Source organism: Rubripirellula amarantea, from assembly GCF_007859865.1.
GTDB classification, from domain to species: Bacteria; Planctomycetota; Planctomycetia; order Pirellulales; family Pirellulaceae; genus Rubripirellula; species Rubripirellula amarantea.
Window position 1 is genome coordinate 571747 of the sequence record NZ_SJPI01000001.1, and the last position, 23063, is coordinate 594809.

The 23063-nt window shown below is 53.8% G+C and carries 20 protein-coding genes and 1 pseudogene; 9 read left to right on the forward strand and 12 right to left on the reverse strand.

Annotation, left to right across the window (positions count from 1 at the left end; all coding sequences use genetic code 11):
• Nucleotides 1–41: 41 nt before the first annotated feature.
• On the reverse strand, nt 42–788 hold the full coding sequence (locus Pla22_RS02120; RefSeq protein ID WP_146513129.1) for a (5-formylfuran-3-yl)methyl phosphate synthase: 747 nt from the start codon (nt 786–788) through the stop codon (nt 42–44).
• A 121-nt stretch (nt 789–909) separates the two neighbouring features.
• On the opposite strand from Pla22_RS02120, the gene Pla22_RS02125 reads away from it, so the two are divergent.
• Nucleotides 910–2097, forward strand: a complete 1188-nt coding sequence (locus tag Pla22_RS02125; RefSeq protein WP_146513130.1) for a ribonuclease D — start codon at nt 910–912, stop codon at nt 2095–2097.
• A 75-nt stretch (nt 2098–2172) separates the two neighbouring features.
• On the opposite strand, the gene Pla22_RS02130 is transcribed toward Pla22_RS02125, so the two are convergent.
• The 3 genes from Pla22_RS02130 to aceE form a co-directional block, all read right to left on the reverse strand.
• Complete coding sequence (locus Pla22_RS02130) at nt 2173–3453, reverse strand: PQQ-like beta-propeller repeat protein (protein WP_146513131.1); 1281 nt, start codon at nt 3451–3453, stop codon at nt 2173–2175.
• 106 nt (nt 3454–3559) lie between these two features.
• Nucleotides 3560–4972, reverse strand: coding sequence for a 2-oxo acid dehydrogenase subunit E2 (locus Pla22_RS02135; protein WP_146513132.1), 1413 nt, complete (start codon nt 4970–4972; stop codon nt 3560–3562).
• Nucleotides 4973–5045: 73 nt separating this feature from the next.
• Nucleotides 5046–7781: a pyruvate dehydrogenase (acetyl-transferring), homodimeric type gene (aceE, locus tag Pla22_RS02140; protein WP_146513133.1), complete on the reverse strand. Its 2736-nt coding sequence runs from the start codon at nt 7779–7781 to the stop codon at nt 5046–5048.
• A 225-nt stretch (nt 7782–8006) separates the two neighbouring features.
• Here aceE and Pla22_RS02145 point away from each other — a divergent pair, with 225 nt between their 5' ends.
• Nucleotides 8007–8798 (forward strand): SDR family NAD(P)-dependent oxidoreductase, encoded by a 792-nt coding sequence (locus Pla22_RS02145; protein WP_242631744.1) that lies wholly within the window; start codon nt 8007–8009, stop codon nt 8796–8798.
• A 39-nt stretch (nt 8799–8837) separates the two neighbouring features.
• Here the strand turns inward: Pla22_RS02145 and trpE are convergent, their stop codons facing one another.
• Entirely contained in the window at nt 8838–10370 is a 1533-nt protein-coding gene (gene trpE / locus Pla22_RS02150) for an anthranilate synthase component I (protein WP_146513134.1), read from the reverse strand.
• A gap of 426 nt (nt 10371–10796) precedes the next feature.
• On the opposite strand from trpE, the gene Pla22_RS02155 reads away from it, so the two are divergent.
• From Pla22_RS02155 to Pla22_RS02165, 3 genes are all read left to right on the forward strand, one after another.
• Nucleotides 10797–11420, forward strand: a complete 624-nt coding sequence (locus Pla22_RS02155) for a UvrB/UvrC motif-containing protein (RefSeq protein WP_146513135.1) — start codon at nt 10797–10799, stop codon at nt 11418–11420.
• Complete coding sequence (locus Pla22_RS02160) at nt 11417–12505, forward strand: protein arginine kinase (RefSeq protein WP_146513136.1); 1089 nt, start codon at nt 11417–11419, stop codon at nt 12503–12505. The genes Pla22_RS02155 and Pla22_RS02160 overlap by 4 nt, the downstream gene beginning before the upstream one ends.
• A gap of 102 nt (nt 12506–12607) precedes the next feature.
• Nucleotides 12608–13198 carry an RNA polymerase sigma factor gene (locus Pla22_RS02165; protein WP_242631745.1) on the forward strand — a complete coding sequence of 197 codons (591 nt, stop codon included), beginning with the start codon at nt 12608–12610 and terminating at the stop codon, nt 13196–13198.
• Between the two features lie 7 nt (nt 13199–13205).
• On the opposite strand, the gene Pla22_RS02170 is transcribed toward Pla22_RS02165, so the two are convergent.
• The 5 genes from Pla22_RS02170 to Pla22_RS02190 form a co-directional block, all read right to left on the reverse strand.
• Nucleotides 13206–13625, reverse strand: a complete 420-nt coding sequence (locus Pla22_RS02170) for a hypothetical protein (protein WP_146513137.1) — start codon at nt 13623–13625, stop codon at nt 13206–13208.
• Nucleotides 13626–13656: 31 nt separating this feature from the next.
• Entirely contained in the window at nt 13657–14148 is a 492-nt protein-coding gene (locus Pla22_RS02175; RefSeq protein ID WP_146513138.1) for a type II secretion system protein, read from the reverse strand.
• Nucleotides 14145–14591, reverse strand: a complete 447-nt coding sequence (locus Pla22_RS02180) for a hypothetical protein (RefSeq protein WP_146513139.1) — start codon at nt 14589–14591, stop codon at nt 14145–14147. The genes Pla22_RS02175 and Pla22_RS02180 overlap by 4 nt, the downstream gene beginning before the upstream one ends.
• Entirely contained in the window at nt 14588–15064 is a 477-nt protein-coding gene (locus Pla22_RS02185) for a pilus assembly FimT family protein (RefSeq protein ID WP_146513140.1), read from the reverse strand. Before Pla22_RS02185 ends, Pla22_RS02180 begins: the two co-directional genes overlap by 4 nt.
• A 193-nt stretch (nt 15065–15257) precedes the next feature.
• Nucleotides 15258–15584, reverse strand: coding sequence for a prepilin-type N-terminal cleavage/methylation domain-containing protein (locus Pla22_RS02190; protein ID WP_146513141.1), 327 nt, complete (start codon nt 15582–15584; stop codon nt 15258–15260).
• A 102-nt stretch (nt 15585–15686) separates the two neighbouring features.
• On the opposite strand from Pla22_RS02190, the gene Pla22_RS02195 reads away from it, so the two are divergent.
• From Pla22_RS02195 to Pla22_RS02205, 3 genes are read left to right on the forward strand one after another with little or no spacing between them, the layout of a single operon-like run.
• Nucleotides 15687–17162 (forward strand): aldehyde dehydrogenase family protein, encoded by a 1476-nt coding sequence (locus Pla22_RS02195; protein WP_146513142.1) that lies wholly within the window; start codon nt 15687–15689, stop codon nt 17160–17162.
• Nucleotides 17159–18496: an N-succinylarginine dihydrolase gene (locus Pla22_RS02200; RefSeq protein ID WP_146513143.1), complete on the forward strand. Its 1338-nt coding sequence runs from the start codon at nt 17159–17161 to the stop codon at nt 18494–18496. Before Pla22_RS02195 ends, Pla22_RS02200 begins: the two co-directional genes overlap by 4 nt.
• Nucleotides 18483–19415: an alpha/beta hydrolase gene (locus tag Pla22_RS02205; protein WP_242631746.1), complete on the forward strand. Its 933-nt coding sequence runs from the start codon at nt 18483–18485 to the stop codon at nt 19413–19415. The genes Pla22_RS02200 and Pla22_RS02205 overlap by 14 nt, the downstream gene beginning before the upstream one ends.
• Nucleotides 19416–19457: 42 nt before the next feature.
• On the opposite strand, the pseudogene Pla22_RS02210 reads toward Pla22_RS02205, so the two are convergent.
• Nucleotides 19458–20132, reverse strand: a pseudogene (locus Pla22_RS02210) (DUF533 domain-containing protein).
• Nucleotides 20133–20219: 87 nt separating this feature from the next.
• A complete protein-coding gene (locus Pla22_RS02215) occupies nt 20220–20993 on the reverse strand; it encodes a ThuA domain-containing protein (RefSeq protein WP_242631747.1) in 774 nt (257 codons plus the stop codon).
• Nucleotides 20994–21481: 488 nt separating this feature from the next.
• Between Pla22_RS02215 and Pla22_RS02220 the strand changes: the two genes are divergently transcribed.
• Nucleotides 21482–23023, forward strand: coding sequence for an efflux RND transporter periplasmic adaptor subunit (locus Pla22_RS02220; RefSeq protein WP_146513144.1), 1542 nt, complete (start codon nt 21482–21484; stop codon nt 23021–23023).
• Nucleotides 23024–23063 lie beyond the last annotated feature (40 nt).

Sequence of the window (23063 nt, forward strand, 5' to 3'; positions counted from 1 at the left end):
GCCTTGAACCGCAAGAAGTCGCACCAACAATTAGCTTCGATCTAGATCGCCAAACCTTCGACCTTCCAATCATCGACGAGGCTTCGCCATTGCTGGCAACGCTGGATACAAAGGTCACTGGTCCGCGTTTCTTCGCAAACAGATCCTCGGACCCCAACGCAGTGAGCGGGTTCGAGTGGCATGATCGCAGCAAAGTCTTTCTTGGCCAGCGAACCGGCGATCGCGCACCACAGACCTTGCCGCTTTGCCGATGCAATCAAATTGCGTGAACCCGCGATCCCTAGATGCTCGAGTGTCGAAATGCCGTCCTTCACAAACGTATCGACAAGGACGCGTCTCAACCCTTCGCCTTGGGCTGCCGTAAAAATTTCGTCGGCTGGTAATGTGCATGCATTGGTATGGTCGGCGTAAGCTACCCCCACGAGCTCCACACCCTCGGGCAAACTTCTGCGCACGGATTGCCACGCATTGCAAAGATCTGAGACGCTGCGAAGCCCGCTCGGCCCCATTTTGGCGTAGTCAAATCGTGCAGGCAGTGTGGCTGCGACGGCTCTTGCCTCGTCGTATTCCCCCAATGCAGCGGAGATTCGTAATTCCGGCCTATTCGAGGCGACCTTGGCCGCGTGATCCCACAGCACGCTGCTTGCCGGTGCGAGTGGTCCTCGACGTGGATCCTTCAGGTCGATGATATCGGCCAAAGGAGACACCGATTCCGCAGTTGTCGTCACAAGAGCGTCAAACTCGCTTATGGATTGAACACTTATCAAGAGTTCAGGCGAAAAACGCATAGGGAGTCAATTTTCGTGGTGTGTAGGGGGCGGAACTGGCAAACGCGGATAGCCGACGAGGAGAATCGCGGGTAAAGTCGGGATCTTCAATATCCGCGTCTTTTTGATTGCCAAGTTTACCTTGAAGTACGACTCCATAAACACACCGAAGGATCTGCAAAAATTCTGCGAAGATATTGCGGATGAGCCAAGGATTGGATTCGATACCGAATTTGTTTCCGAAGACACCTATCGACCTCTCTTGTGCTTGATTCAAGTTGTCGCTGGCGATCGATTGGCGATTATCGACCCAGTAGCGGTCGAAGACACCTCGGCGTTTTGGGAACTGCTTTCTACGCCTGGTCGAACCGTGATCGCCCATGCTGCACGTGAGGAAATCCGGTTTTGCTTTCGCAATTCGGGTAAGCCGATCGCAGGCCTTTTCGACACCCAACTGGCCGCCGGTTTCGTCGGGATGGAATATCCCGCATCGCTGGGGACCTTGGTGCAAAAGCTGGTCAACAAGACGCTTCCCAAGGGCGAAACAAGGACCAATTGGTTCAGACGGCCTCTGACGCAGGACCAGATCACCTACGCATTGCACGATGTGACCGACCTGTTCACGATGCATGACCAACTTGCCGCGAAAGCTGCCAAGCTCGAACGAACCCGCTGGATCGAGGAAGAGACTCAGGTTCTGCAAGAAAAGGTCATGACGGCGGAAACGTGCGAGAACTGGCGGCGAGTCAGTGGTGCGTCGGGACTGAAACCTCGCCAGCTTGAAACCGTCCGACACCTGTGGTTGTGGCGCGAAGGTGTGGCGAAATCACTAGACCGCTTGCCACGTCGTGTGCTGCGAGATGACTTGGTTATCGAACTTGCCAAGAAAGCATCCGCTGATCCGCACAAGATTCGCGGCATTCGGGGCATGGAACGACGCAATCTCCACGACCAGTACGATGCGATTGGCCAAGCCATTCAAACCGCATTGGATACTCCGGATGACGACTTGCCTAAGCGACCGCGTGGATCACGCCGTGTGGTTTCGCCGATGCTTAGCCAATTTTTGTCGACTTCGATCGCCTGTATCAGTCGACAACATAAATTGGCACCACCGATCGTGGGTAATGCAGACGATGTCCGTGAATTGTTAGGCTACGAACTCGACCGTCGCGAAAACGATCCAGTCCCGTCGTTGCTGAAAGGCTGGCGTGGTGAGATCGTAGGCAAAACGTTCCGCAAAATTCTTTCGGGAGAACTCGCTATCCGAGTCGCCGACGTCACTGAATCGCAACCGCTTGAATTCTTCGACGTCGATGCCAAGGGCTAAACCGAGCCACCTGGGTTGAGGCGATGACGTGGCTCGACTGGTTCCACTTTTGACATCAACGTTGCCGCAAACGGGTTACTTTCGAGCGAATCGGTACAACGACTGTTCCGTCCTTAGCAATAACCCTGAATCGATCGGGACCATCGAGGCCAAACAACGCGCGTCCATTTCGCTTTGGGCCACTTCGCGAAACTCTGTGGCAGCGTCAATGACGGTCACTTTTCCTTCTTCAGAAAGGAAGTAAACCCGGTCTTCCACGATTATCGGCGAGGCTGAATAGTTGTCGCCCAATCGCTGCTTCCAATGTAGTTCGCCGGTGGCGACGTCTCGGCAAGATGCGATGCCGTTGTCACTGACCATGAACAGCTTTCCGTCATGCACCGCCGGGGTTGGGTTATACGGAACAAATTTGTCTTCGCGCCACACCACATGGGACTCGGTAACATCGCCCTCGCCGCCCGGCTTGATTGCCAACAATTCAGCTGGTCCCTCGTAACCGGTGCATACGAAGATCATTCCGCCGGCAAAGATGGGCTGCGGAACGACGGACCACTTATTCGGATAACGCACCTTCCAAAGTTGCTTTCCCGTTTTGGGATCGTATCCGTAGGCCGCATGACTGGCGGCACTGACCAAGGTATGGCGACGGCCGGTATTGATGACGACCGGCGTTGAAAACGAAAAGGTCCGTTCGCCTTGATCATCTCGTGGCGTTCGCCATTGCTCGCTTCCCGTCGCGGAATCGAGTGAGACAACAAACGCCTGATCGCCACCGTCACAATTAAAGATCAGTTGATCATTCCACAAGATCGGTGAACCACCACTCCCATGCACTGGAGCATACTCGACCGTTCGCTGCCAAAGGACATTCCCATCCAAATCGAGGGCTGCAGTTCCGTAGGCACCAAAGTGAACGAACAACCGATCGTCGGTGACGATCGGCGTACCACTGGCGTGTGAATTTTTTGGATGGATCGAAACACCGGCTGGAACCTGAGAGGTTTCCTGATCCCAGATGACCTGTCCCGTTGCTAGGTCCAAACACATCGCCCGCAGTGAATAAGGATTGGTCGTCTGCTTGGAAAATTTTTCCTCGACGCTAACGACCTCTTCGCCAACTGGCACCGCAGTGGTCACATAGATGCGATTACCGCGAACGACCGGCGACGACCAAGCCTTGCCTGGCAAATCGGACTTCCAAACGACGCCATTGGTCGGCGAAACATCCGTTGGAACGTCCGTAGCGTCGGACACGGCCAGTCCGGTTGGGCCTCGAAAGTACGTCCAGTCCTCAGCCATGGTAGCCGAGCATAGAACGAGAACCATCCAGAAGGTACTAAGAAGTTTCAACGGCATCGGGCAAATCTCGTAGGCAAAGGGCGTGAGATCGCTCACGCAAATGGTGAGCGATACTCGGAACTGCTACGTTTTATCCGATCCCGGACGCCAGAACTAGTTTCGACTACAGAGCCAAAAGCAATCGGCTGGGAGCTTCAAGATAACCGATCACGTCGTTGAGGAATCGTGCCGCCGTACCACCGTCAACCAAACGATGGTCATAAGACAAGCTCAGAGGCATCATCAAACGAGGTTTAATCGAGTCATCGGGCATTACCACAGGAAGCTTGCGACTACGTCCGACAAGCAAGATAGCGACCTCGGGAACATTCACGATGGGCGTCGAATACTGACCACCAATCGCACCAAGGTTGCTGATGGTGAAGGAACCGCCCTTCAAATCATTGACTCCGAAATTACCGCCACGAACCTTGCCTGCCATTTCTGCAAGCGAGCGAGTGACCTCAGGAACCGCCATCCGGTCAGCGTTCTTCATGACGGGAACGACGAGCCCACGGTCGGTATCAACTGCGATACCAACGTTGACGTAGTTCTTGTAGATGATCTGCTCGTTTTGCTCGTCGATGATGGCGTTCATCGAAGGATGATGACGAAGCGCTGTCGCGACGGCTTTGATCAAGAACGGCATCGTGGTCAGCTTTAAGCCTTGAGCCGCATAGTCATCTTTACTCGATTGACGCAATTGTTCCAAGTTGGTGATATCAGCATCATCGAAGTTGGTCACGCGAGGAACCGTCGACCAACTTGCGTGCATCTGACGCGAGATCGTCTTGCGAATCTTGCTCATCCGTTCCACGCTGATCGGACCGAAGTCATCTGCATCAGCGGTACCAGGAAGCGGCTGTGAGGACGAGGCAGCACCGGGTGAAGCGGCCGAAGCCGCTGGTGCTGCGGCAGCGGATTTACTGGCCGATCGAACAACGGCTAGCACGTCATCGCGAGTGATCCGCCCGCCATCCGCTGAACCAGTGACGTTCGCCAAGTCGACACCTACTTCGCGAGCGAAACGACGAATCGCAGGTCCGGCTGCGATGTTGCCAGACGAGGCCGATGCTAAGGGAGCAGCCGGCTCGGGTGCTGGCGGTGCAACCGGGGCCGGGGTTGCTGCTGGAGCCGGAGTAACGGGTGCTGGAGCAGCCGGTGCTGGAGCAGCCGGTGCTGGTTCAGGCGTCTTCGCCACTGGCGTAGCAGGTGCAGATGGCTGAGGTGCTGGTGGTTCCGGTGCCTTCGCAGCCGGTTCTTTAGGAGCCTCGGGGGCGGCAGGTGCCGCGGCGCCTTCGGCAGCTTCCACTTCAAGTAGACCTCCACCGATCGCCACCGTATCGCCTTCAGCCACCAAGATTTTCGTAACCTTGCCACCTAACGACGACGGAACGGGAACCGTTGCCTTGTCGGTTTCCATCTCAACGACGTCTTGACCGGCAGTGATGACATCACCCACCGAAACAAAAATTTCAAGCACATCGCCTGATTCGATGCCGTCGCCAAGTTCGGGAAGTTTTACTTCGGTTGCCATAAGAGATAGGTGTTAAGAATTAGGTATTGAAATAGGGTTCTAGCAAACGAGAGAGCGATCACACGCCGTCTCGTTAAGCGAAGTACGGATTCGGTTTCTCGGCATCAAATCCGAGATCTTTGATCGCCGCAGCGACCTCCTTCGAATCAAAGACGCCAGCCTTCGACAAACGGCTCAACGCAGCAATCGTGATAGATTCCGCATCGACTTCAAAGTGACGGCGAAGGGCTTCTCGAGTTTCGCTGCGGCCCATGCCATCGGTACCTAGGACGTAATAATCGCCTGGGATCCACGGCTGAAGCTGCTCGCCGAGTGCCTTGACGTAATCGCTGGACGAAATGAACGGTCCTTCGACTCCCTCAAGCACTTCCTCGATGTAACTTTTGCGAGGCGTTTCAGTGGGGTGCAGCATGTTCCAACGATCGCAAGCATCTGCATCGCGCCGCAGTTGAGTGTACGACGTCACGCTCCAAACATCGCTGGCGATGTTGTATTGCTCGGCGAGAATCTCTTGCGCTTTCAATGCACAATTGAGGATAGCACCGCTGCCGAATAGTTGAACGCGTGCTTTCGCCGAGTCGACTTCGCGACTTTGGAACTTGTAGATTCCCTTGATGATGCCTTCGGCACAACCTTCAGGCATCGACGGATGCTCGTACTCATCGTTTTCGGCGGTGATGTAATAGATGCACTCTTCGCCATCCTGGTACATCCGCTTGAGGCCTTCCTGGATGATCACGATCACTTCGTAGGCGAACGCCGGATCGTAGGAACGGACCGTCGGGAAGGCAATTGCGTTAAGCAAGCTGTGCCCGTCTTGGTGTTGAAGGCCTTCACCGTTTAGCGAAGTTCGACCCGCCGTACCACCGACCAAGAAACCCTTGGCTCGCATGTCAGCAGCCGCCCAAATCGAGTCACCGATTCGTTGGAAGCCGAACATGCTGTAGTAGATATAGAACGGGATCATGTTCACGCCATGACAGCTATAAGCCGTTCCGGCAGCGTTGAAACTGCTCATCGAACCGCATTCTGTAATCCCTTCTTCAAGAATTTGTCCGTCCTGCGCTTCTTTGTAATGCGAGATGATGTTCGAATCGATCGGCTCGTAAAGCTGCCCGGCGTGGGCATAGATACCGAACTGAGTGAACATGCCTTCCATGCCGAAGGTGCGTGATTCGTCCGGCACAATCGGGACCATGTACTTGCCGATTTTCTTGTCGCGGCAAAGCGCGATGAGGGTCTGAACAACAGCAAACGTTGTCGTAATGCTCTTTCCGCCGCCAAGTCGCTTGATCAACTTTTGAAAATCATCAAGTGTTGGCACTTCCATCGTCGGATGGGTAGTCGGGCGACTCGGAAGCGGACCGCCCAGTACTTCGCGGCGTTCACGCAGATATTTCAGCTCGGCACTATTATGTGGCGGCTTGTAAAACGGCGCGGTACCGACCTCTTCGTCGCTGATCGGAATGCCAAAACGCGTACGGAATTCCAGCAATTCCTCTTCGTTCAATTTCTTCTGGTTGTGAGCGATATTGCGACCTTCGCCACCCTCACCCAGACCATAGCCCTTGATCGTTTTGGCCAGCACGACGGTCGGCCGTTCATTGTTGGTTTCGACCGCTTGCTTGTAGGCAGCGTAAACCTTTTCAGGGTCGTGACCGCCACGATTCATCCGTTCAAGTTTCTCGTCACTGTAGTTCTCGACCAGCTTAAGCAACTCGGGGTATTTGCCGAAGAAATGCTCTCGGATGTAGCTGCCTGGCATGCCGACGTATTTCTGGTACTGGCCATCAACCACTTCGCTCATGCGTTTAGCGAGCAACCCTGTGGTGTCTTTGTCGAGCAGCACATCCCAATCGTTGCCCCAAATGACCTTGATGACGTTCCAACCAGCACCACGGAAGATGCCTTCGAGTTCTTGAATAATCTTGCCGTTACCACGAACAGGACCATCAAGACGTTGAAGATTACAGTTGATCACGAAGATCAAGTTGTTCAGTTTTTCACGAGCGGCTAGCCCGATCGCACCTAGGGTTTCCGGCTCATCACATTCCCCGTCGCCAAGGAACGCCCAGACTTTTTGGCCAGAGGTATCTTTGATGCCGCGGTCACGCAGGTACTCGTTGAAGCGAGCTTGATAGATCGCCATGATTGGCCCGAGCCCCATCGAAACCGTGGGGTATTCCCAAAAACCGGGCATCAACCAAGGGTGCGGGTAGCTCGACAAACCACCGCCGGGTGCGAGTTCGCGTCGGAAGTTTTCGAGATTTTCTTCCGACAGGCGACCTTCCAGGAAGGCACGAGAATACATTCCCGGGGAAGCGTGACCTTGGAAGTAAACCGAGTCGCCACTGTAGCCATCTTCGCCACGCCCTCGGAAAAAGTGATTAAATGCGACTTCGTAGAGCGTTGCACTCGAAGCGAACGTACTGATGTGTCCGCCGACGCCGCCGGGACGCTTGTTAGCTCGGACCACCATCGCCATCGCATTCCAGCGGACGATCGACTTCAATCGTCGTTCGATTTCGCGATTGCCCGGAAACGCAGGCTGATCCTTGACCGGGATCGTGTTGACGTAAGGTGTCCGAGTGTCTTCAGCACACTGGATGCCCTCTTCGGCGGCGCGATCTCGCAATTGCTCAATGAGGAACTGAACCCTCTCTGGGCCTTTGCTCTTAAGCACGTAATCGAGGGAGGCGAGCCACTCTTGGGTTTCGGCACTATCGACATCAACGCTTTGAGTAGGGGTTTCCAACTCACCGAGTTGTTGTTCGACTTCAGCCTGGGCAACAGTTTTCGAATCTGACATGCGGCGTACAGGTGGGGGAAATTAGGCGGTTTGCAATGGTTTTCGGAGCGTGCAGGGTAGCTACTGATGGGGCAAAACAGCAAGACCGAGGCCCGCAGGGGTGCTAAGATTACCTAGAACTCTTTCTGAGGGTCGCTGGATCGACCCAACGATGCTCACTGACGCTACGTTTCATTGTATCAATAAGCCAATTCTTAACACCTCGTCTCCTTTTACGATCTCGTCTTGAATCCGCTCGTTCTGCCATTTTCTGAAACTAACGTTGTCGTCACTGGATCTTCCAGCGGTATTGGACGAGCCACCGCGATCGCATTAGCCCAGGCCGGGGCGTCGAAACTTGTGGTTCACTATCACCGCAATCGAGCGGGCGCCACAGAAACGGCCAAATTGGCCACGGATGCCGGATGCCCCGATGTGTCGGTGATCCAGGCCGACTTGGGGGAACATCAGTCACGGCAGCGGTTCGTCGACGAGGCGTTTGAAACTCTAGGCCAAGTTGACGCCTGGATCAATCTTGCCGGCGCTGATGTGCTGACCGGCGAAGCTGCCGAAATGTCGTTCGCCGAAAAATTGACTCGGCTTTGGAACGTGGATGTCTACGGAACGATCGAACTCTCTCGTTGCGTGGCGAAGAAACTGCAATCGCAGGCTACCTCTCGTCCACCGAGCATCACGTTCGTCGGCTGGGACCAGGCACCGCATGGCATGGAAGGCGACGCGGGTCAAATGTTCGGCCCCGTCAAAGCCGCTGTAATGGCATTCGCCAACAGTTTGGCGCAAGAGCTTGCACCCGAGATACGAGTCAACACCGTTGCACCCGGTTGGATTCAAACCTCTTGGGGCGAAACGACAAGCCCCTACTGGGATGCGCGAGCGAAGGGACAATCGCTAATGCAGAGATGGGGGCGTCCCGAAGATGTGGCCGCCGCGATTGCTTACCTTGCCAATCCCGCCAACACGTTCACAACCGGACAAACCCTCAACGCCAATGGCGGTTGGAACCGACAATTCCAATAGGCCATTTCCAATAGGCCAGTCCAATAGGTTTGCGGAACATCAGGTCAATGAATCGGCTTCGCCCACACGGGCAACGGTCAGCTCAATCGCCGAGATTAACGCGCGAGCTTTGTTGAGCGTTTCCTCGTACTCGGCCGTCGGATCGCTGTCGGCGACGACGCCACAACCTGCTTGCACGTAGACCGTGCCATCAACGACCACCATGGTCCGCAGGGCAATGCAGGTGTCCATGTTGCCGCGGTAGTCAATGTAACCAACTGCACCTCCGTACGGTCCACGGCGATGCGGTTCAATCGCATCAATTACCTCCATTGCTCGGACTTTGGGAGCACCAGACACAGTCCCCGCCGGCAAGGCAGCCTTCAAAGCATCGAACGCATCGAGCCCCTCACGCAGTTCCCCTTGAACTTCGCTGCTGATGTGCATGACATGGGAATATCGCTCGACGATCATCACCTCAGTCAATTCCACCGTGCCAAACTTGGCGACTCGACCAACATCGTTTCGGCCTAAGTCGACCAACATCACGTGTTCGGCTCTTTCCTTGGGATCGGCTAATAGTTCCTGCTCGAGTGCTTTATCCTCTTTTTCGTCGACGCCCCGTTTGCGTGTGCCGGCAAGGGGGCGAACGGTGACAACATTATCTGCGACCCGGCACATGATTTCAGGCGAACATCCCACCAACACACATCGGGGCGTACGCACAAAAAACATGAACGGGCTTGGGTTCACCACACGCAATGAGCGATAAATCTCTAGCGGATCAACGTCCGTTTTGACCGCTAATCGTTGCGAGGGAACAACCTGGAAAATATCGCCGGCGCGTATGTATTCAACGCAATCACGAACGGCCTGCTCAAATTGCGGTTGAGTGAAATTCGACTGAACGTCCAACGGCTTGGCGTTTTTCCAGGATTCCGGATCCCAGTGCTGCATAGGCATGCCAGGGGCAACGGAAAGCCGCTCGATGGTTTGATCGAGGTGGGTAGTCGCAGCATCAAACGCTGCGTGCGCAGATTTGGTATCAGCAACGCCTCGGCAATCGGCGAGCGTCACTACCGTGATAGTTTTGGCAACGTGGTCGAACACACACAACGTGTGATAGAACGCAAAATCCAGGTCCGGCAGGTTGCGATCGTCGGTGGAGTGGTCAGGGAGCTTTTCGACGTAGCGAACGACGTCGTAGCCGGCGTATCCAATGGCTCCGCCGATGAAGGGGGGTAATCCATCGATCTTTGCAACGTTGTGATGAAAGTGCGCCCGAAATTCGTCGAGCGGGTCATCTGCCTGGCGAGTAAGAGTTTGCGGCTCTGGTGATTGCAACTCTGTTTCGTAGGTGATGGTGTTTGCTTTGGCAGAGAATCGCTCAACAGGTTTCGAAGCTAGGAAACTGTATCGGCCAACTTTCTCTCCCCCGATCACGCTCTCAAAAAGACACGCTGGACCGCCGTCGTCGAGCAATTGAAATGCCGTGACGGGCGTCAAGGTATCGCTAAGCAATCGGCGAAAGACGGGCACAAAATCGTGCGAGATTGCTAGATCGGCGAACGCAGAGGAGGGCGGATGGTGCATAAAAAAAGGGCCTGAGGATCACAAACAAGATTTCTCCGATTCTATTTAGTTTCGTCGCAAGCGTGGAATGCGTGTAGGGGAGGCGGCAGCAACCGGGGCATCAAGCATTGAGAGGGCCGTTTTCGCGGGGCTTAACTGGGGCTCAATCCGTCCATGGAGCATGGCTGGATCAATGATGCAGGCTTTCTGTAGGCAGTCCGGCATTCATTCCTATGCGTTTTGCAGAGGCTATTTGCGGGCCGCATTTACAACCCCCGTTTGCAGGCCTGGTACGCTTCGAATGGCAGCCCCGCTACGCTTCGGAGTGCCACTGCGTTACGTTGACAGTAAGGGTGCCGAAGATAGAATCCAAGCGCGTGCTCACCCTGGAATCTCTAGCAGGGATAGAATGGAATCATCACGCCGCAGCGATGGACACAATTCGTTATGAAATGCCAGTATTGCGAAAAGCCAGCCACCTTCCACATTACCGAACTAACCGAGCCTTCCGGCCCGGCAGTGATGCACTTGTGCGAAGAACACGCCCGGAACTTTTTGCACAAGGAAAACGCGAGCCCCGCAGCTTCCATTGCGGGAGCCCTCGCAAAACAATTTGACCTTGGTCAAACCAAGGCTGAATTGGCCGAACTCGACCAAAAAGAATGCCCCGTTTGCGGCATTAGTTTCTTTGAGTTCCGAAACACCGGACGGCTCGGGTGCCCCTATGACTACAAGCACTTCGAAGTTGACCTTAAGCCATTGCTTAACAACATCCACGAATCGCTAGAACACTGCGGCAAACGTCCGAAACGCGCTGCGGCTTCCGCCGACTCTCAGGCCCAAATGATTCAGCTTCGACGCGAGATGGAAGAAGCGATCGAGCGTGAGGACTACGAACGAGCCTCGGAAATTCGTGACGAGTTGAAAAAGATGGAACAGACCGAGTCTGCCATTCCACCAGCAACGCCAAGTTCAACGAAGCCGAAAAAACGTACTCCTTCTGCGTCGAATAAACCTTCTGCGTCCAAGAAAAAGGCGAGTGATGACGTTGATGGAGAAACGCAATCGTGAAAACTGACGCTGACTTTAACAAACTCGCACGCACGCCCGGCGAATGGCTGCGTGGCACCGGTCCCGAATCGGACATCGTCATTAGCAGCCGCATTCGACTGGCTCGCAATTTGGCCGATTTCCCGTTCATCCGCCGCTGCAGTGATGAAGACCGACTAAGTATCGAGCGAACCGTTCGGTCTCGAATGGAACAAATCGAAGGTTGGAACGACATTAACTATGTCGATATCGACGCCTTGTCCGAGATTGACCGACAATTTTTGGTCGAACGACAACTCATTAGCCGCGAGATCGCCGACGCTGACGGATCACGCGGTGTCGCGATCGATCCGAATGAGCAATACAGCGTGATGGTCAATGAAGAAGACCACCTACGGATTCAAGTCATGCACAGTGGTCTCGATTTGCAATCGGCGTGGCAGCAGATCAACGGCATTGATGACCAACTCGAATCCGCCGTGCTGTACGCTTACCATCCGAAATACGGATACTTAACGGCGTGTCCCACAAACGTGGGCACCGGCTTACGTGTTAGCGTCATGCTGCATTTACCGGCACTGGTGATCACGCAGCAAATCGAAAAAGTCTTTCGAAGTATGCAGCGAATCAATGTTACCGTGCGCGGACTCTATGGCGAAGGTTCACAATACACCGGCGACTTCTATCAAGTCAGCAACCAAGTCACGTTGGGTCATAGCGAAGAAGACTTGGTATCGCTGGTTGGCGACAAAGTGGTGCCGGACATTATCGACTACGAACGAAAAGCTCGCGAATTCCTCATCAGCAAGAGCGAGACGGATCTTCACGACGATGTCAGCCGAGCACTGGGTACGTTGAGCACCGCGAAGAAAATCAGCAGCGAAGAAACCATGCACTACCTGTCCAAGGTCCGTATGGGCGTTAGTCTTGGGCTGATAAACGATGTGCATATCGAGACCATCAATAAGCTCTTTATCCATACTCAACCGGCTCATTTGCAGAAGATCCATGGCCGGTTGCTGGGATCTTCTGATCGCAACATTGAACGGGCAACCTATCTGCAGCGGCATTTGCATGGCGAACGGGGTGCTGGAGAGCTGAACTGAGGCTCGTTGGGCGGAATCATCAGGTATTTTTGTGTCCGGGCTGATAAACTAGGGACGCGAGACGCGGTCTCGTCGCCCTTAGGCGTTCCCGATGCTCCCTGATTGTTCCGAAAGAAACCTCGCGTGGCGGAAGAGGCTCAACTGATCGATCGAGCCCTTCAAGGCGACCGATCAGCGTTCACTGAATTGGTCACCACCAACCAAGACCGCCTGTTCGCATCCATGCTGCAGGTGACCGGATCACCCGATGAAGCCGAAGAAGTCGTCCAAGAGGCCTTTATTCGTGCGTTCATCAAACTCGACACCTTTCAACGCAACAGTCAATTCTTTACTTGGCTGTACCGGATCGCGTTCAATAGTGCCCTGACTCGCCGCCGCCGCAAGCGGGCTCGCGTATCGCTAGACCATTATCGCGAAAGCACTGGACTGGAAATCTCGGACGACGGCGACGGGGTGGACGAACGAATGCTTCGCGGAGAGCGCGTCGATATGGTTCGGTCAGCGATGCACACGCTTAGCGAAGAACATCGAATCATTCTCGTGCTACGAGAAATGGAAGATCATCCGTATGAAACTATCGCCGAGATCCTCGAGATATCCATTGGCACCGTCCGTAGCCGACTCAATCGAGCCCGCCGCCAATTGAAGCTAGCGATCGAAAACATGCAGCGAGCCGAAGAACCGAAACGGTAGTTCGCCATTAAAGCGTCGTCGGATCAACGATCTTGCTCGTCGCCGGAATGCGAGATCCGGCATACAAGAAAACGTCAATTCTAGTCGCGGACGCTGATACACGAGTGACTTGTGCGAATGCATCCGGGGATCCCGCCGCGCGATCAGTTACAGTCCCCGAATAGAGCGGATCGACACGAAGTTGTGCAATCGTTCGTTGCAGTAGCCCCCCGGCAACGAGTCGCCCGCGAACTGACGATTCCATTGCTTCGGTGTGTCCAATTTCGCGACTGTGACTCTTCAAGATCGCAATCGCGCTAAGCGACAACACCACCGTGGCTAGCGTACACAGCAACAACGCCGAACCACGACGTTGATGACGCCGACGAGTGGGAACCGACGCCGATAGCGAGCCACGCGTTGCGATCGTTCGAATGGAAGATTTCATAGGCTTGATTTTCTTAGGCTGGCGAGACGAACTAACTTAGCTGCGGCTCAATCGAAACAATCGTCGTCGTCTCTTCGGTTTTTCCTGACGCAGCATCACGTTTGCGGATCTGCATCTTCAAACCGATTAGCTTTCCGGGTGAAGAGCTTTGTCGGATATCACCAAACGCGACATCTTCGATTTCTTCAAGCAAGATTACTTGTTCGCGTCCGTCGTCGAGAACAAGGTCACGATTTTGGCGGTAAACCTTCACGGTCTGACCACTAGCCATCACGAGTTTGATCGCATCGGACTGAGCATCGACAAGAGTTCCATCGCTAACCGCTTGGCGAATCCAGCGTGAGGTGTCTTGCAGTTGGTCAACAACTGAAATGCTTTGAGACCTAGCTAGCGACATTCGCGATGACCGCATCAACGATGCAAGCGGTACCATCATGATCGCCAAGATTGCAGTGCAGGCAATCACTTCGATCAGGCTGATGCCTTTTCGGATCGGGATGTTCGGATGACGTGAAATGCTCACGGGGCGGCCCACTGGGTACGAAGACTGGCGGACAGTTCGTTGGCATCCAAACGACGGTTGTTATCGTCGTCCTGCCAAACGTCTACCGAGATGGTTACTAACTCAGCCGGCCGCACACTGGTGTCAGCGCTAACTTGAACTCTCGCGAGAGCAAAGGATCCATAGCGAGATGAAATTCGAACGAGTTGATCGGTCGGACGCGACATCGCTGACGCAAACGCTGAGTCTTCAGAAAGCGTAAGTTTCGTCGATTCAATTGTCTGTTCAGCGTGGTGCAGTAATTCTTGACGAATGTCCAAACGGTTCGAATTGGCACGAGATTCGTTGATCAGATTCATCGAGGGAATGAGCAGCGTTGCCATCAGCATGGACCCTATGGCCACGTCAATCAGCGACGCACCGCGACGACATCGAAGGCGTGAAGGATGATGTTGCTTTTTCATGGTGTCTTCCGCGTGATGGTTCCTGCGACCGGTGAAACGCTCACCGCGCCTTGCGAATCTCCCTGAGAAATGGTCCATCCCAATCGTTGATCAGCCTGGCCTAGCGGCGTAAAGGTGATCTCGGTTGGTGACCCTGAAACTTTGACGTCAACCGGCAAATCAACAAGCCATGTTCGTTCGTCGCGGATGGGACCGGCCGCTTGAGTGATCAGCAACTGCTGATTCGATCGTCCGCGAACTTGACGCACGCTGACTTTGGTTTGATTCAGTACGGCTGTGTTATGAGCCAACTGCAGGGTGTCGGCAACTTGATGCGTCGACGATGACACTTCGCCTCGCGAAACAAAGCTTCCGTCAAAGTAAATCATGCTGCTTGCGGCAGCCGCCGACAAAAGCATGATGACCATGATCGCTTCCACCAACGTCACGCCTAGTCGCGTTGACCGGTATCGTTTTCGAAGGGGATGATTCATGGGGAACGTTTTCGCGGGGAATGATACAGAAAAATCTCGCCCTAAGCAGATCACGCAGAAAACGCGATTCACTTGAAAGCGAGATTTTCAAAGTAAGTCTTTATGCGGCGAAGCAACGAATGAACGTAGGATCGCCGCTGCATTAGTCACTACTAAAGGAGTTCAGCAGATGAGGCGACGAACTCGCTTTCGACTACTTCTTTGTGAAGACGCCGGTGGTGCGATCGTAGTTGTACTTCGAACGCATAGCACTAACGCGTCGGCGCTCGTCGGTTGTTGTGTATGGCAGGTACTCGGCTTGTGCCAATTGCGTCACGGTCGTTGGATAAGCGCCTTTCTCTAGAAAGAAAGTTTGGCTCATGGCGTTAAGCGTTGCGATTTGTTGATCATCGAGCTTGTCTTCGCTCTTCGCTCGCATCGGTGCAACGGTTGCAACGGTTGCGGCGGCGACAACAGCCAAAATGACGACGGCTGCAATAACTTCAAGTAGCGAGAAACCGCTTTTCTTATTTCGTTTCATCTCTGATAGACTCCAGGGTTAATTAAGCTCGAATTTGCTTAGGGGTCTGAGGAAAATGCCTCATCTACACGAAACCTAGTTCACGTTTTTGAAGGAGGTCGTATGGAGACGAAAAAAAACACGGGGAAATTTTTCAGTCGAAATCCCCTGAATCAGCAGCTTTTGTGGTCGGGCAACGTATCGACCGCCGAAATGGTGACCGAAACGATGGAGGCATCCCGTCAGGCGGGACTGCAATGGCGAAACATAAAACTGAGCGACCGAATTGCGATTGCCGAGCAGTACTCCCTGTACTTGAAGAACCACGCCGATCGCTTTGCCCAGTTGATCAGCGACGAAACGGGCAAGCTTCTTCGCGACGCCATGGGTGAGGTCAACGCTTCGATCGCCAAAGTCGGCTTGACCATCCAAGCGATCCAAGAACGACGAAGCGAAACCGTTGTTGACCAAATGAACGTCACTCGTAACTCGCAGTCCATTTCTATCGATCGCAGGCTGAGCTTTGCCCCTCTTGGGGTCGCTCTCGTCCTCGGCCCCTTTAACTTTCCTTTGCACTTGCCAGGTGGGCAGATTATTCCAGCTCTCTTAGCAGGCAATAGTGTCGTGTTCAAACCAAGCGAGTTCGCGACAGCCGTTGGTGCTGAAATGGTCGCGGCTTGGCACGAATGTGGCCTGCCGAAAGATTGCCTAACGATGCTAGTTGGTGACCGCGACGTCGCTAAACTAGCCATTGACGCCGAGCAAACGAGTGCTGTTTTTCTGACCGGAAGTAGGAACGCCGGTATCGCGATTCATCGCCAACTTGCCGGTCGCCCGGAAGTGCTTCTTGCGCTGGAACTTGGTGGCAATAATCCTCTTGTGGTCGACACCAACGTTCCGGACGAAGACGTAGCTGACTTAGTATCGTTTTCTGCATTCGCATCAGCGGGCCAACGTTGCACATGTGCGCGGCGAGCGATTTTCATTCAAGGTTCTAGTACCGACTCGCAAATAAACGCGTTGGTTGAAAAGAGTAAGAACATTCGTGCCGGCTACCCCAGTGATGTCCCAATGGCACAGATCGGTCGACTAATATCGGTCGACGCGGCCGATCGAATGGAGGCTACCTATCACGCTTTGATTGAACTGGGGTGCCAACCAATCATCCCGTGTCAACGCGACCCGCAAAAACCAATGCTGATCCGTCCAATGATTGTCGACGCACAAGGCGTTTCTGCCGAAGGCCTTGCATCCATCGGGGCCATGGAATGGTTCGGACCTCTGCTTGTGGTTCATCGCGTTGCCAACTTCGATGACGCCATTGGCCTAGCCAACCAAACTTCGTATGGCCTAGCGGCATCGTTGCTAAGCGACTCAGCAGAAAATTTCGAGCGTTTCCGACAATCCAGCAACGCGGGAGTCGTCAATTGGAATTCGCCAACCTCGGGTGCCGCCGGAGTGCTTCCGTTTGGTGGCCGTGGTGAAAGTGGAAACCATAGGCCCGCCGGTTTTCACGCGATCGACTTTTGCTCGGACCCCGTTGCATCACTGGAAGCAAGTCAGATCGCCAGCAGTAATTTGTGGGCAACCGTTTCATGAATAAATTGATCGAAGTCCAGGTGGACCGCATTGTCGGCCCCACGCATCATTTCGGTGGTTTAGGTGTGGGAAACTTGGCATCATCGAAACACGCAGGTCAGATTTCGTATCCGAGAGCCGCTGCCTTAGAAGGGCTTGCGAAGATGCGACTGGCAGTAAAACTTGGTGCCATCCAGATTGTCCTGCCACCACAGCGACGCCCTAATCTTGGCTACCTCGGGGCATTGGGCTTTGAACATGACGTCCCAGAATTGTTTGCGAAGCTGTTATCAGAAGCTCCTCATTTGCTATCTGCAGCTAGCAGTTCGTCAGCAATGTGGACAGCAAACGCTGCGACGGTTTCGCCTGCGTGTGATAGCGCATTTTCGCGAACGCATGTCACCATCGCCAACTTAAACGCCAGTTTGCACCGTGTTACAGAATCAACGGAAACGCTGGTCGATCTTCAATCGAGTTTGCCAGCGAATTTTATGATCGGGGCCCCGTTACCGTTTGCTGTGGCTTTGAGTGATGAAGGGGCCGCAAACCATATGCGTCTGTGCGCATCGTCCCATGTGAACGAGGCGCCTTCGAGAGGGATAAACTTGTTTGTGCATGGTGATGGACCACTATCACCGCAACGCTTTCGGCCACGCCAAACGCTTGAAGCATTTCAGGCAATCGCTCGACGGCACGGCTTGTATGCGGAAGACACATTTTATCTACAACAACATCCCGCAGCGATCGATGCGGGCGCGTTCCACAATGACGTCGTCGCAATGAGTCATCATGATTGCTGGATTCACCACGAATCGGCATACGTAGAACGAACAAACTACGATGCCATTGAATCTAGATTTCGTTCAACAACCGGCACCAAAATACGTCGCATTTCGGTATCTCAAAGCGAACTGCCACTATCGGAAGCGGTTCGCACCTACTTGTTCAATAGCCAAATTCTGACGTCGCTGGATCCGGATGGTCCTGCTCATTTAATTTGCCCGGCCCAAGTGGTCGACAGTCCGGCTGCGTCGGGATTGGTATCACGCTGGATTGACGAAGGGCTATTTAGCGACGTCCACTTTGTTGAATTGGGTCAGAGCATGGCGGGCGGCGGCGGGCCGGCGTGTCTAAGGCTAAGAGTTCCCATGACCTTGGATGAAGCCCGCGACTTAGATGCAACTCAGCTATGGTCGCTCCCAGTCGATCAACAACTTCGCGATATTATCAACACTCACTATCCCGAGTCTTTCCAATTGTCTGACCTTCAAGACAGTGACATGATTAGGTCGATTGAAATTGCAACTAGCGAAATCGAAGATCTTCTACGCCCCCAATCCCATGCTCCTGATTGAATTGCCTAGCCCAATGAAACTCATCTATCACATCACCGTCCTTGCGAGTGTCGTGCTATTAGCCGGAACAGCATGCTCAGCACCACCAACAACTGACGCTGCAAACGTAGAAAACAATGCGTCGAAGACGAACACGAATAAGAAAGCCAACTCTCGCAAGCCTCAACCCGATGAAATACTGTCCTACAAGAAAGTGGGAGATATTGATCTAACGCTTCACATCTTCCGGCCTGACGATTCGACAGCAGATCAAAGTCGGCCAGCGATCGTTTTCTTTTTCGGCGGAGGCTGGGTCAGCGGATCACCTCAGCAATTTTATCCCCAGGCAAAGCACTTGGCTTCCCAAGGAATGGTTGCAATTTGCGCTGACTACCGAACACAATCACGTCACCAGACTCCACCTACGGCGTGCGTAGCCGATGGTAAGTCAGCGATCCGATACGTACGAAGCCATGCCGCTTCACTGGGTATCAATCCGAACCAAATTGCTGCGGGTGGTGGATCCGCCGGCGGCCACGTTGCCGCAAGCACGGCAGCATTGACTTCGTTTGACGACGAGAACGACGACACGAGTGTTTCGTGCCGCCCCAATGCCTTAGTGCTTTTCAATCCGGTGTTTGACAATGGCCCGAATAACTGGGGACACAAGAAGGTCAAAGCCTACTGGCAAGAGATTTCCCCGGCGCACAACCTTCACGCAGATATGCCTGCGACCCTGGTCATGCTTGGAACCAGTGACAATCTTATTCCGGTTTCGACTGCGGAAAACTTCCAAACCAAGCTTCAGTCGCTGGGAGTACGATGCGAGTTGAAACTGTACGACAATCAACCGCACGGATTTTTCAACAAAGCGAAGTACAAAGAGACGGTCCAAGACATGGACGTCTTTCTTAGATCACTAGGTTACTTGCAAGAATAAGCTAGCCGCCATTCCCTTCGTTTGCCACTCGACAAGGCGCGCTTAGCGATACAGCAAAGGCGCACCGTAACGAGCGTGAATTTGGTTCACCTCGTCCGGACGCAATCGCATGCATTCGGCTAACGCTTTCAGGTAGCGAGCTTCGTCGTGCGTATCCAAGTTGATCGCCATCAGCGAGACATTGTAAACCTCGTATTCCATTCCGGTTGGGATGTCATGCACAAACTGTTAAACGTCGTGGCGACGATTGAAGTGCTGACGCAGGAATTGAGTTTCGGCTGGATCGAGGGGCTGCAGTTGCCGAATGATGTTGTCTTGCTCTGCTTTATCAAGCCGACCATCGGCCTGCGCGGCCATGATCATCGCGATGATCAGTAGCTCAGCGCGTTGGTTGAAATTTCGTCCCGAATGATGAGTGTCATGGTCATGGCGCGGCTTGGGAACGCGCTTCGCAGGTTGACGTCCAATCCATTGATTCGCGGGTTCAGGAAATCGACCACCATGTTGATGATGACGATGGACCGAATCACGAACGATGTGCTCAAAGGGCGCATGATGGGAAGGCGGAAATCGTTGTGGCGGACGGGGTTGAGATTGATTCGATGCTTGAACGACATTGGCGACGCCGTTGAGCACCTCACCCAATATGCGACCATTGCCGGGAGCACGCCCGGTACGGTTGGCGAGCAGTCCGCCAAGAATTCGTGCAGCGTCCATAGATAAGTTCTCCGCTTAGATAAGGTGTTGATGAGTCATCAGTGTAGCCGACCTAGCCCCGCCACGCTGTACACTCGGCCACCATGCCTATTCTGGTTGACTAAGCCAAACCACGGCGCGGCATAGCACCCCTAGAAATACGTCATCGCTGAACGTGTCGTTGGAATGCCCGTAGGTGGTGCCGAAAACCTTGGCTTGGCCATAGGTATTCGTCCAAAAAACCGGGTGAGCGACTTTCGTGTTTTCGCTTTCACTGGTCGCCAACACCTCAGCGCGTGGCCAAAGTTTCTCGATCACGTACAGTTCGTCTGTCGCGGATACATAATCGGCGGGAACGTTCGCCATGATCGGATGGCCGGGTTTTTCGATCTTCACTGGATACCGACTTTGGTGATCATGCTTGCGACTCGTCACACCTAAGAACTCTCGCCAATCATCAATCTCTGCTCCCCGGTAGGTGTGCATCGCGCAGTGAATTACGATCGCATTGGCTCCGGCGTGATGAGCCTTGGTGATTCGACGAATGTACGCCGGATCCTTCGTGTCCGCAAAGCATTCGTTATGAATCACAACGTCATAACCGGTCGCCCATTCTGGATCATCGTAAAGTGCAATTTGAGCGTCGGTTCCCGTGCCCCCGTCGTTGACTACTGTCCAGTTCGCTTTGATTCCATGGTCCTTCACCGCCAACTGCATAGCCTTCGTCTGAAAGTCATAGTCGTGACAACACCCACCAGTAATTAGCAGAATATCCACCGACCGCTCGCTCGCATTCGAAACATCAGTCTGCGACCGAGCGACTCCCGAGTCCAAGATTGACGCTACCGCTACCACGGCCAAGGTGAACGATAAGGACAGCATCCGAATAAGCATCGAGCAACACACGACTGGGGTATTCAGGCTGCGTGGAAACGACACAGGGCAGGGCAGAGGTGGCAACGTAGTCATAGATTCCGCATTCTTGACGTATTTGGGTGGGTAAAGCCGAGTAACCGACTCCCGATATCTTAACCGCTGCAGCATGGCGGTTGAGTCAGATCCACAAACTCGATCATACCGAGGCGAAACTTTGGATGCCGCTCGGGGTTTGGGTTGGCTGGATCCTGACCTACTCGCCCCCCAGATGAACATCTCAGAAGAACTCCCTCGGCTGAACTCAAAAGGGCCAACCTAGAAACTTACGGGCTAAGTTCATTAGGAAACTTCTTTTGCGGCCCTCGATCGCTGGTCAAGTACACTGTTCAGATCTAAAGAACAACGCTTCTGAACGTGACAGCGGTCGTTCACCTTGACCACCTCGACGCCCCCTTATCAAGTTCACCGTCGATCCCTTGGATAGTTGGCAAACCATGAAACCACTGCACTTTGCCCTGCGATTGATTTTGTCGGTCGCAATCATCGGCGGCGCGATCGCTGCATACTTTTTGCTTGGGGAATCAGAGGTCTACACGCGACCTGCGCAGCGGAAATCGGTTCCACAAGTCAAAACCATCTTGGCTGAAAATCACCTTGATGGGTTGCAGATCGAAGTCGACGGTGTTGTTGTGCCCTATCGACAGATTGACCTCGCTGCGGAAGTGGGTGGCCGCGTCTTGTTCAAGTCCGATCGTTGCCGAACCGGGCGAACGGTAAAAGCCGGTGAAGTATTGATCCGCATCGATCCGCAAGATTATGAATTGGAAGTTCGTCGCTTAACCGAGGAACTCAACCAAGCCGATGCCACGATCGGCGAACTCGAAGCTGAATTACAAACAACCGAAAACCAAATCATCGCCGCCCGTGAACAACTAAAGATCGATCAACGACAACTCGAACGCAACCTTGACCTATTGCAACGCCGGGCTGCATCCGAATCGGAAGTCGACACGATTCGCAAGTCTGAACTGACGACTCGAAACACGCTACAAACTTTACTCGACGAGAAACAATTGATCACTCGCCGCAAGATTCGACTCGAAAGCGCCAAGGCCCTCGGAAAAGCGAATCTGGAAAAGGCGGAATTGTCATTGAACCGAACTGAAATTCGATCTCCCATCGACGCGATCGTGGTCAGCGATCTCGTTGAAGAAAACGGTTACGTTCAGGCGGGCATGACGATGCTGACACTACAAGACACGTCGAGTTTGGACGTGACTTGTAAGTTGCACGACCACGAGATGAATTGGCTTTGGCAAAGTGAACCGACAATCTCAGAAACGTCGATGTCACTCGCTTCAAACGAAAACGGGAGTGATGCCGTCGATCCGTCGAGTTTGATTTCGACCGAGACTCACGCACCGGGCCTAGAGAGCGACGACGAATATAGTTTTCCCCGAACGCCCGCGACCGTTATCTACGAGGTCGGTGGAACATCGTTCCAATGGTCCGGCATGCTCGAACGCTACGACGGAGCTGGATTCGATGAGCAAACTCGAATGGTTCCTTGTCGTGTCAACATTGATGATCCCGATTCAGCCACCATCTATGCCTCGGACACCTCTTTCCAAAGACCAGGACAGACAACGCCCAACTCGGTTCCGTTCTACTCACCTGACCTGATGACGGGAATGTTCGTGAAAGTCTTGATCCGAACATCCCCGCCTTCACCATTGGTACGGTTGCCTCAACAGTCGATCCAGCCAGGCAGTGTGATTTGGACGGTGAAGGACGGAAAACTCAAACGCCAAGAGATCTCGATCGCAACTTCCAACGAGAACTTCGTGATTGCTTATCAACAAGAAGGCGGATTGTCGGCCGGGGACAAAGTCGTCATCTCCCCTATCGCGACTCCAGTTGAAGGCACGCCGGTCAACGAGGCAGGCGAAAACGTGACCGATGGCGATGGCGCTGATGCCAAGCGGAAATCGGGCTGGGGTGGTGGTAAACGTCCTGGCGGTTGGATGAAGAAATAGAGTGACTTTGACTTTACCCGAACCTTCTGCCTTAGCGACG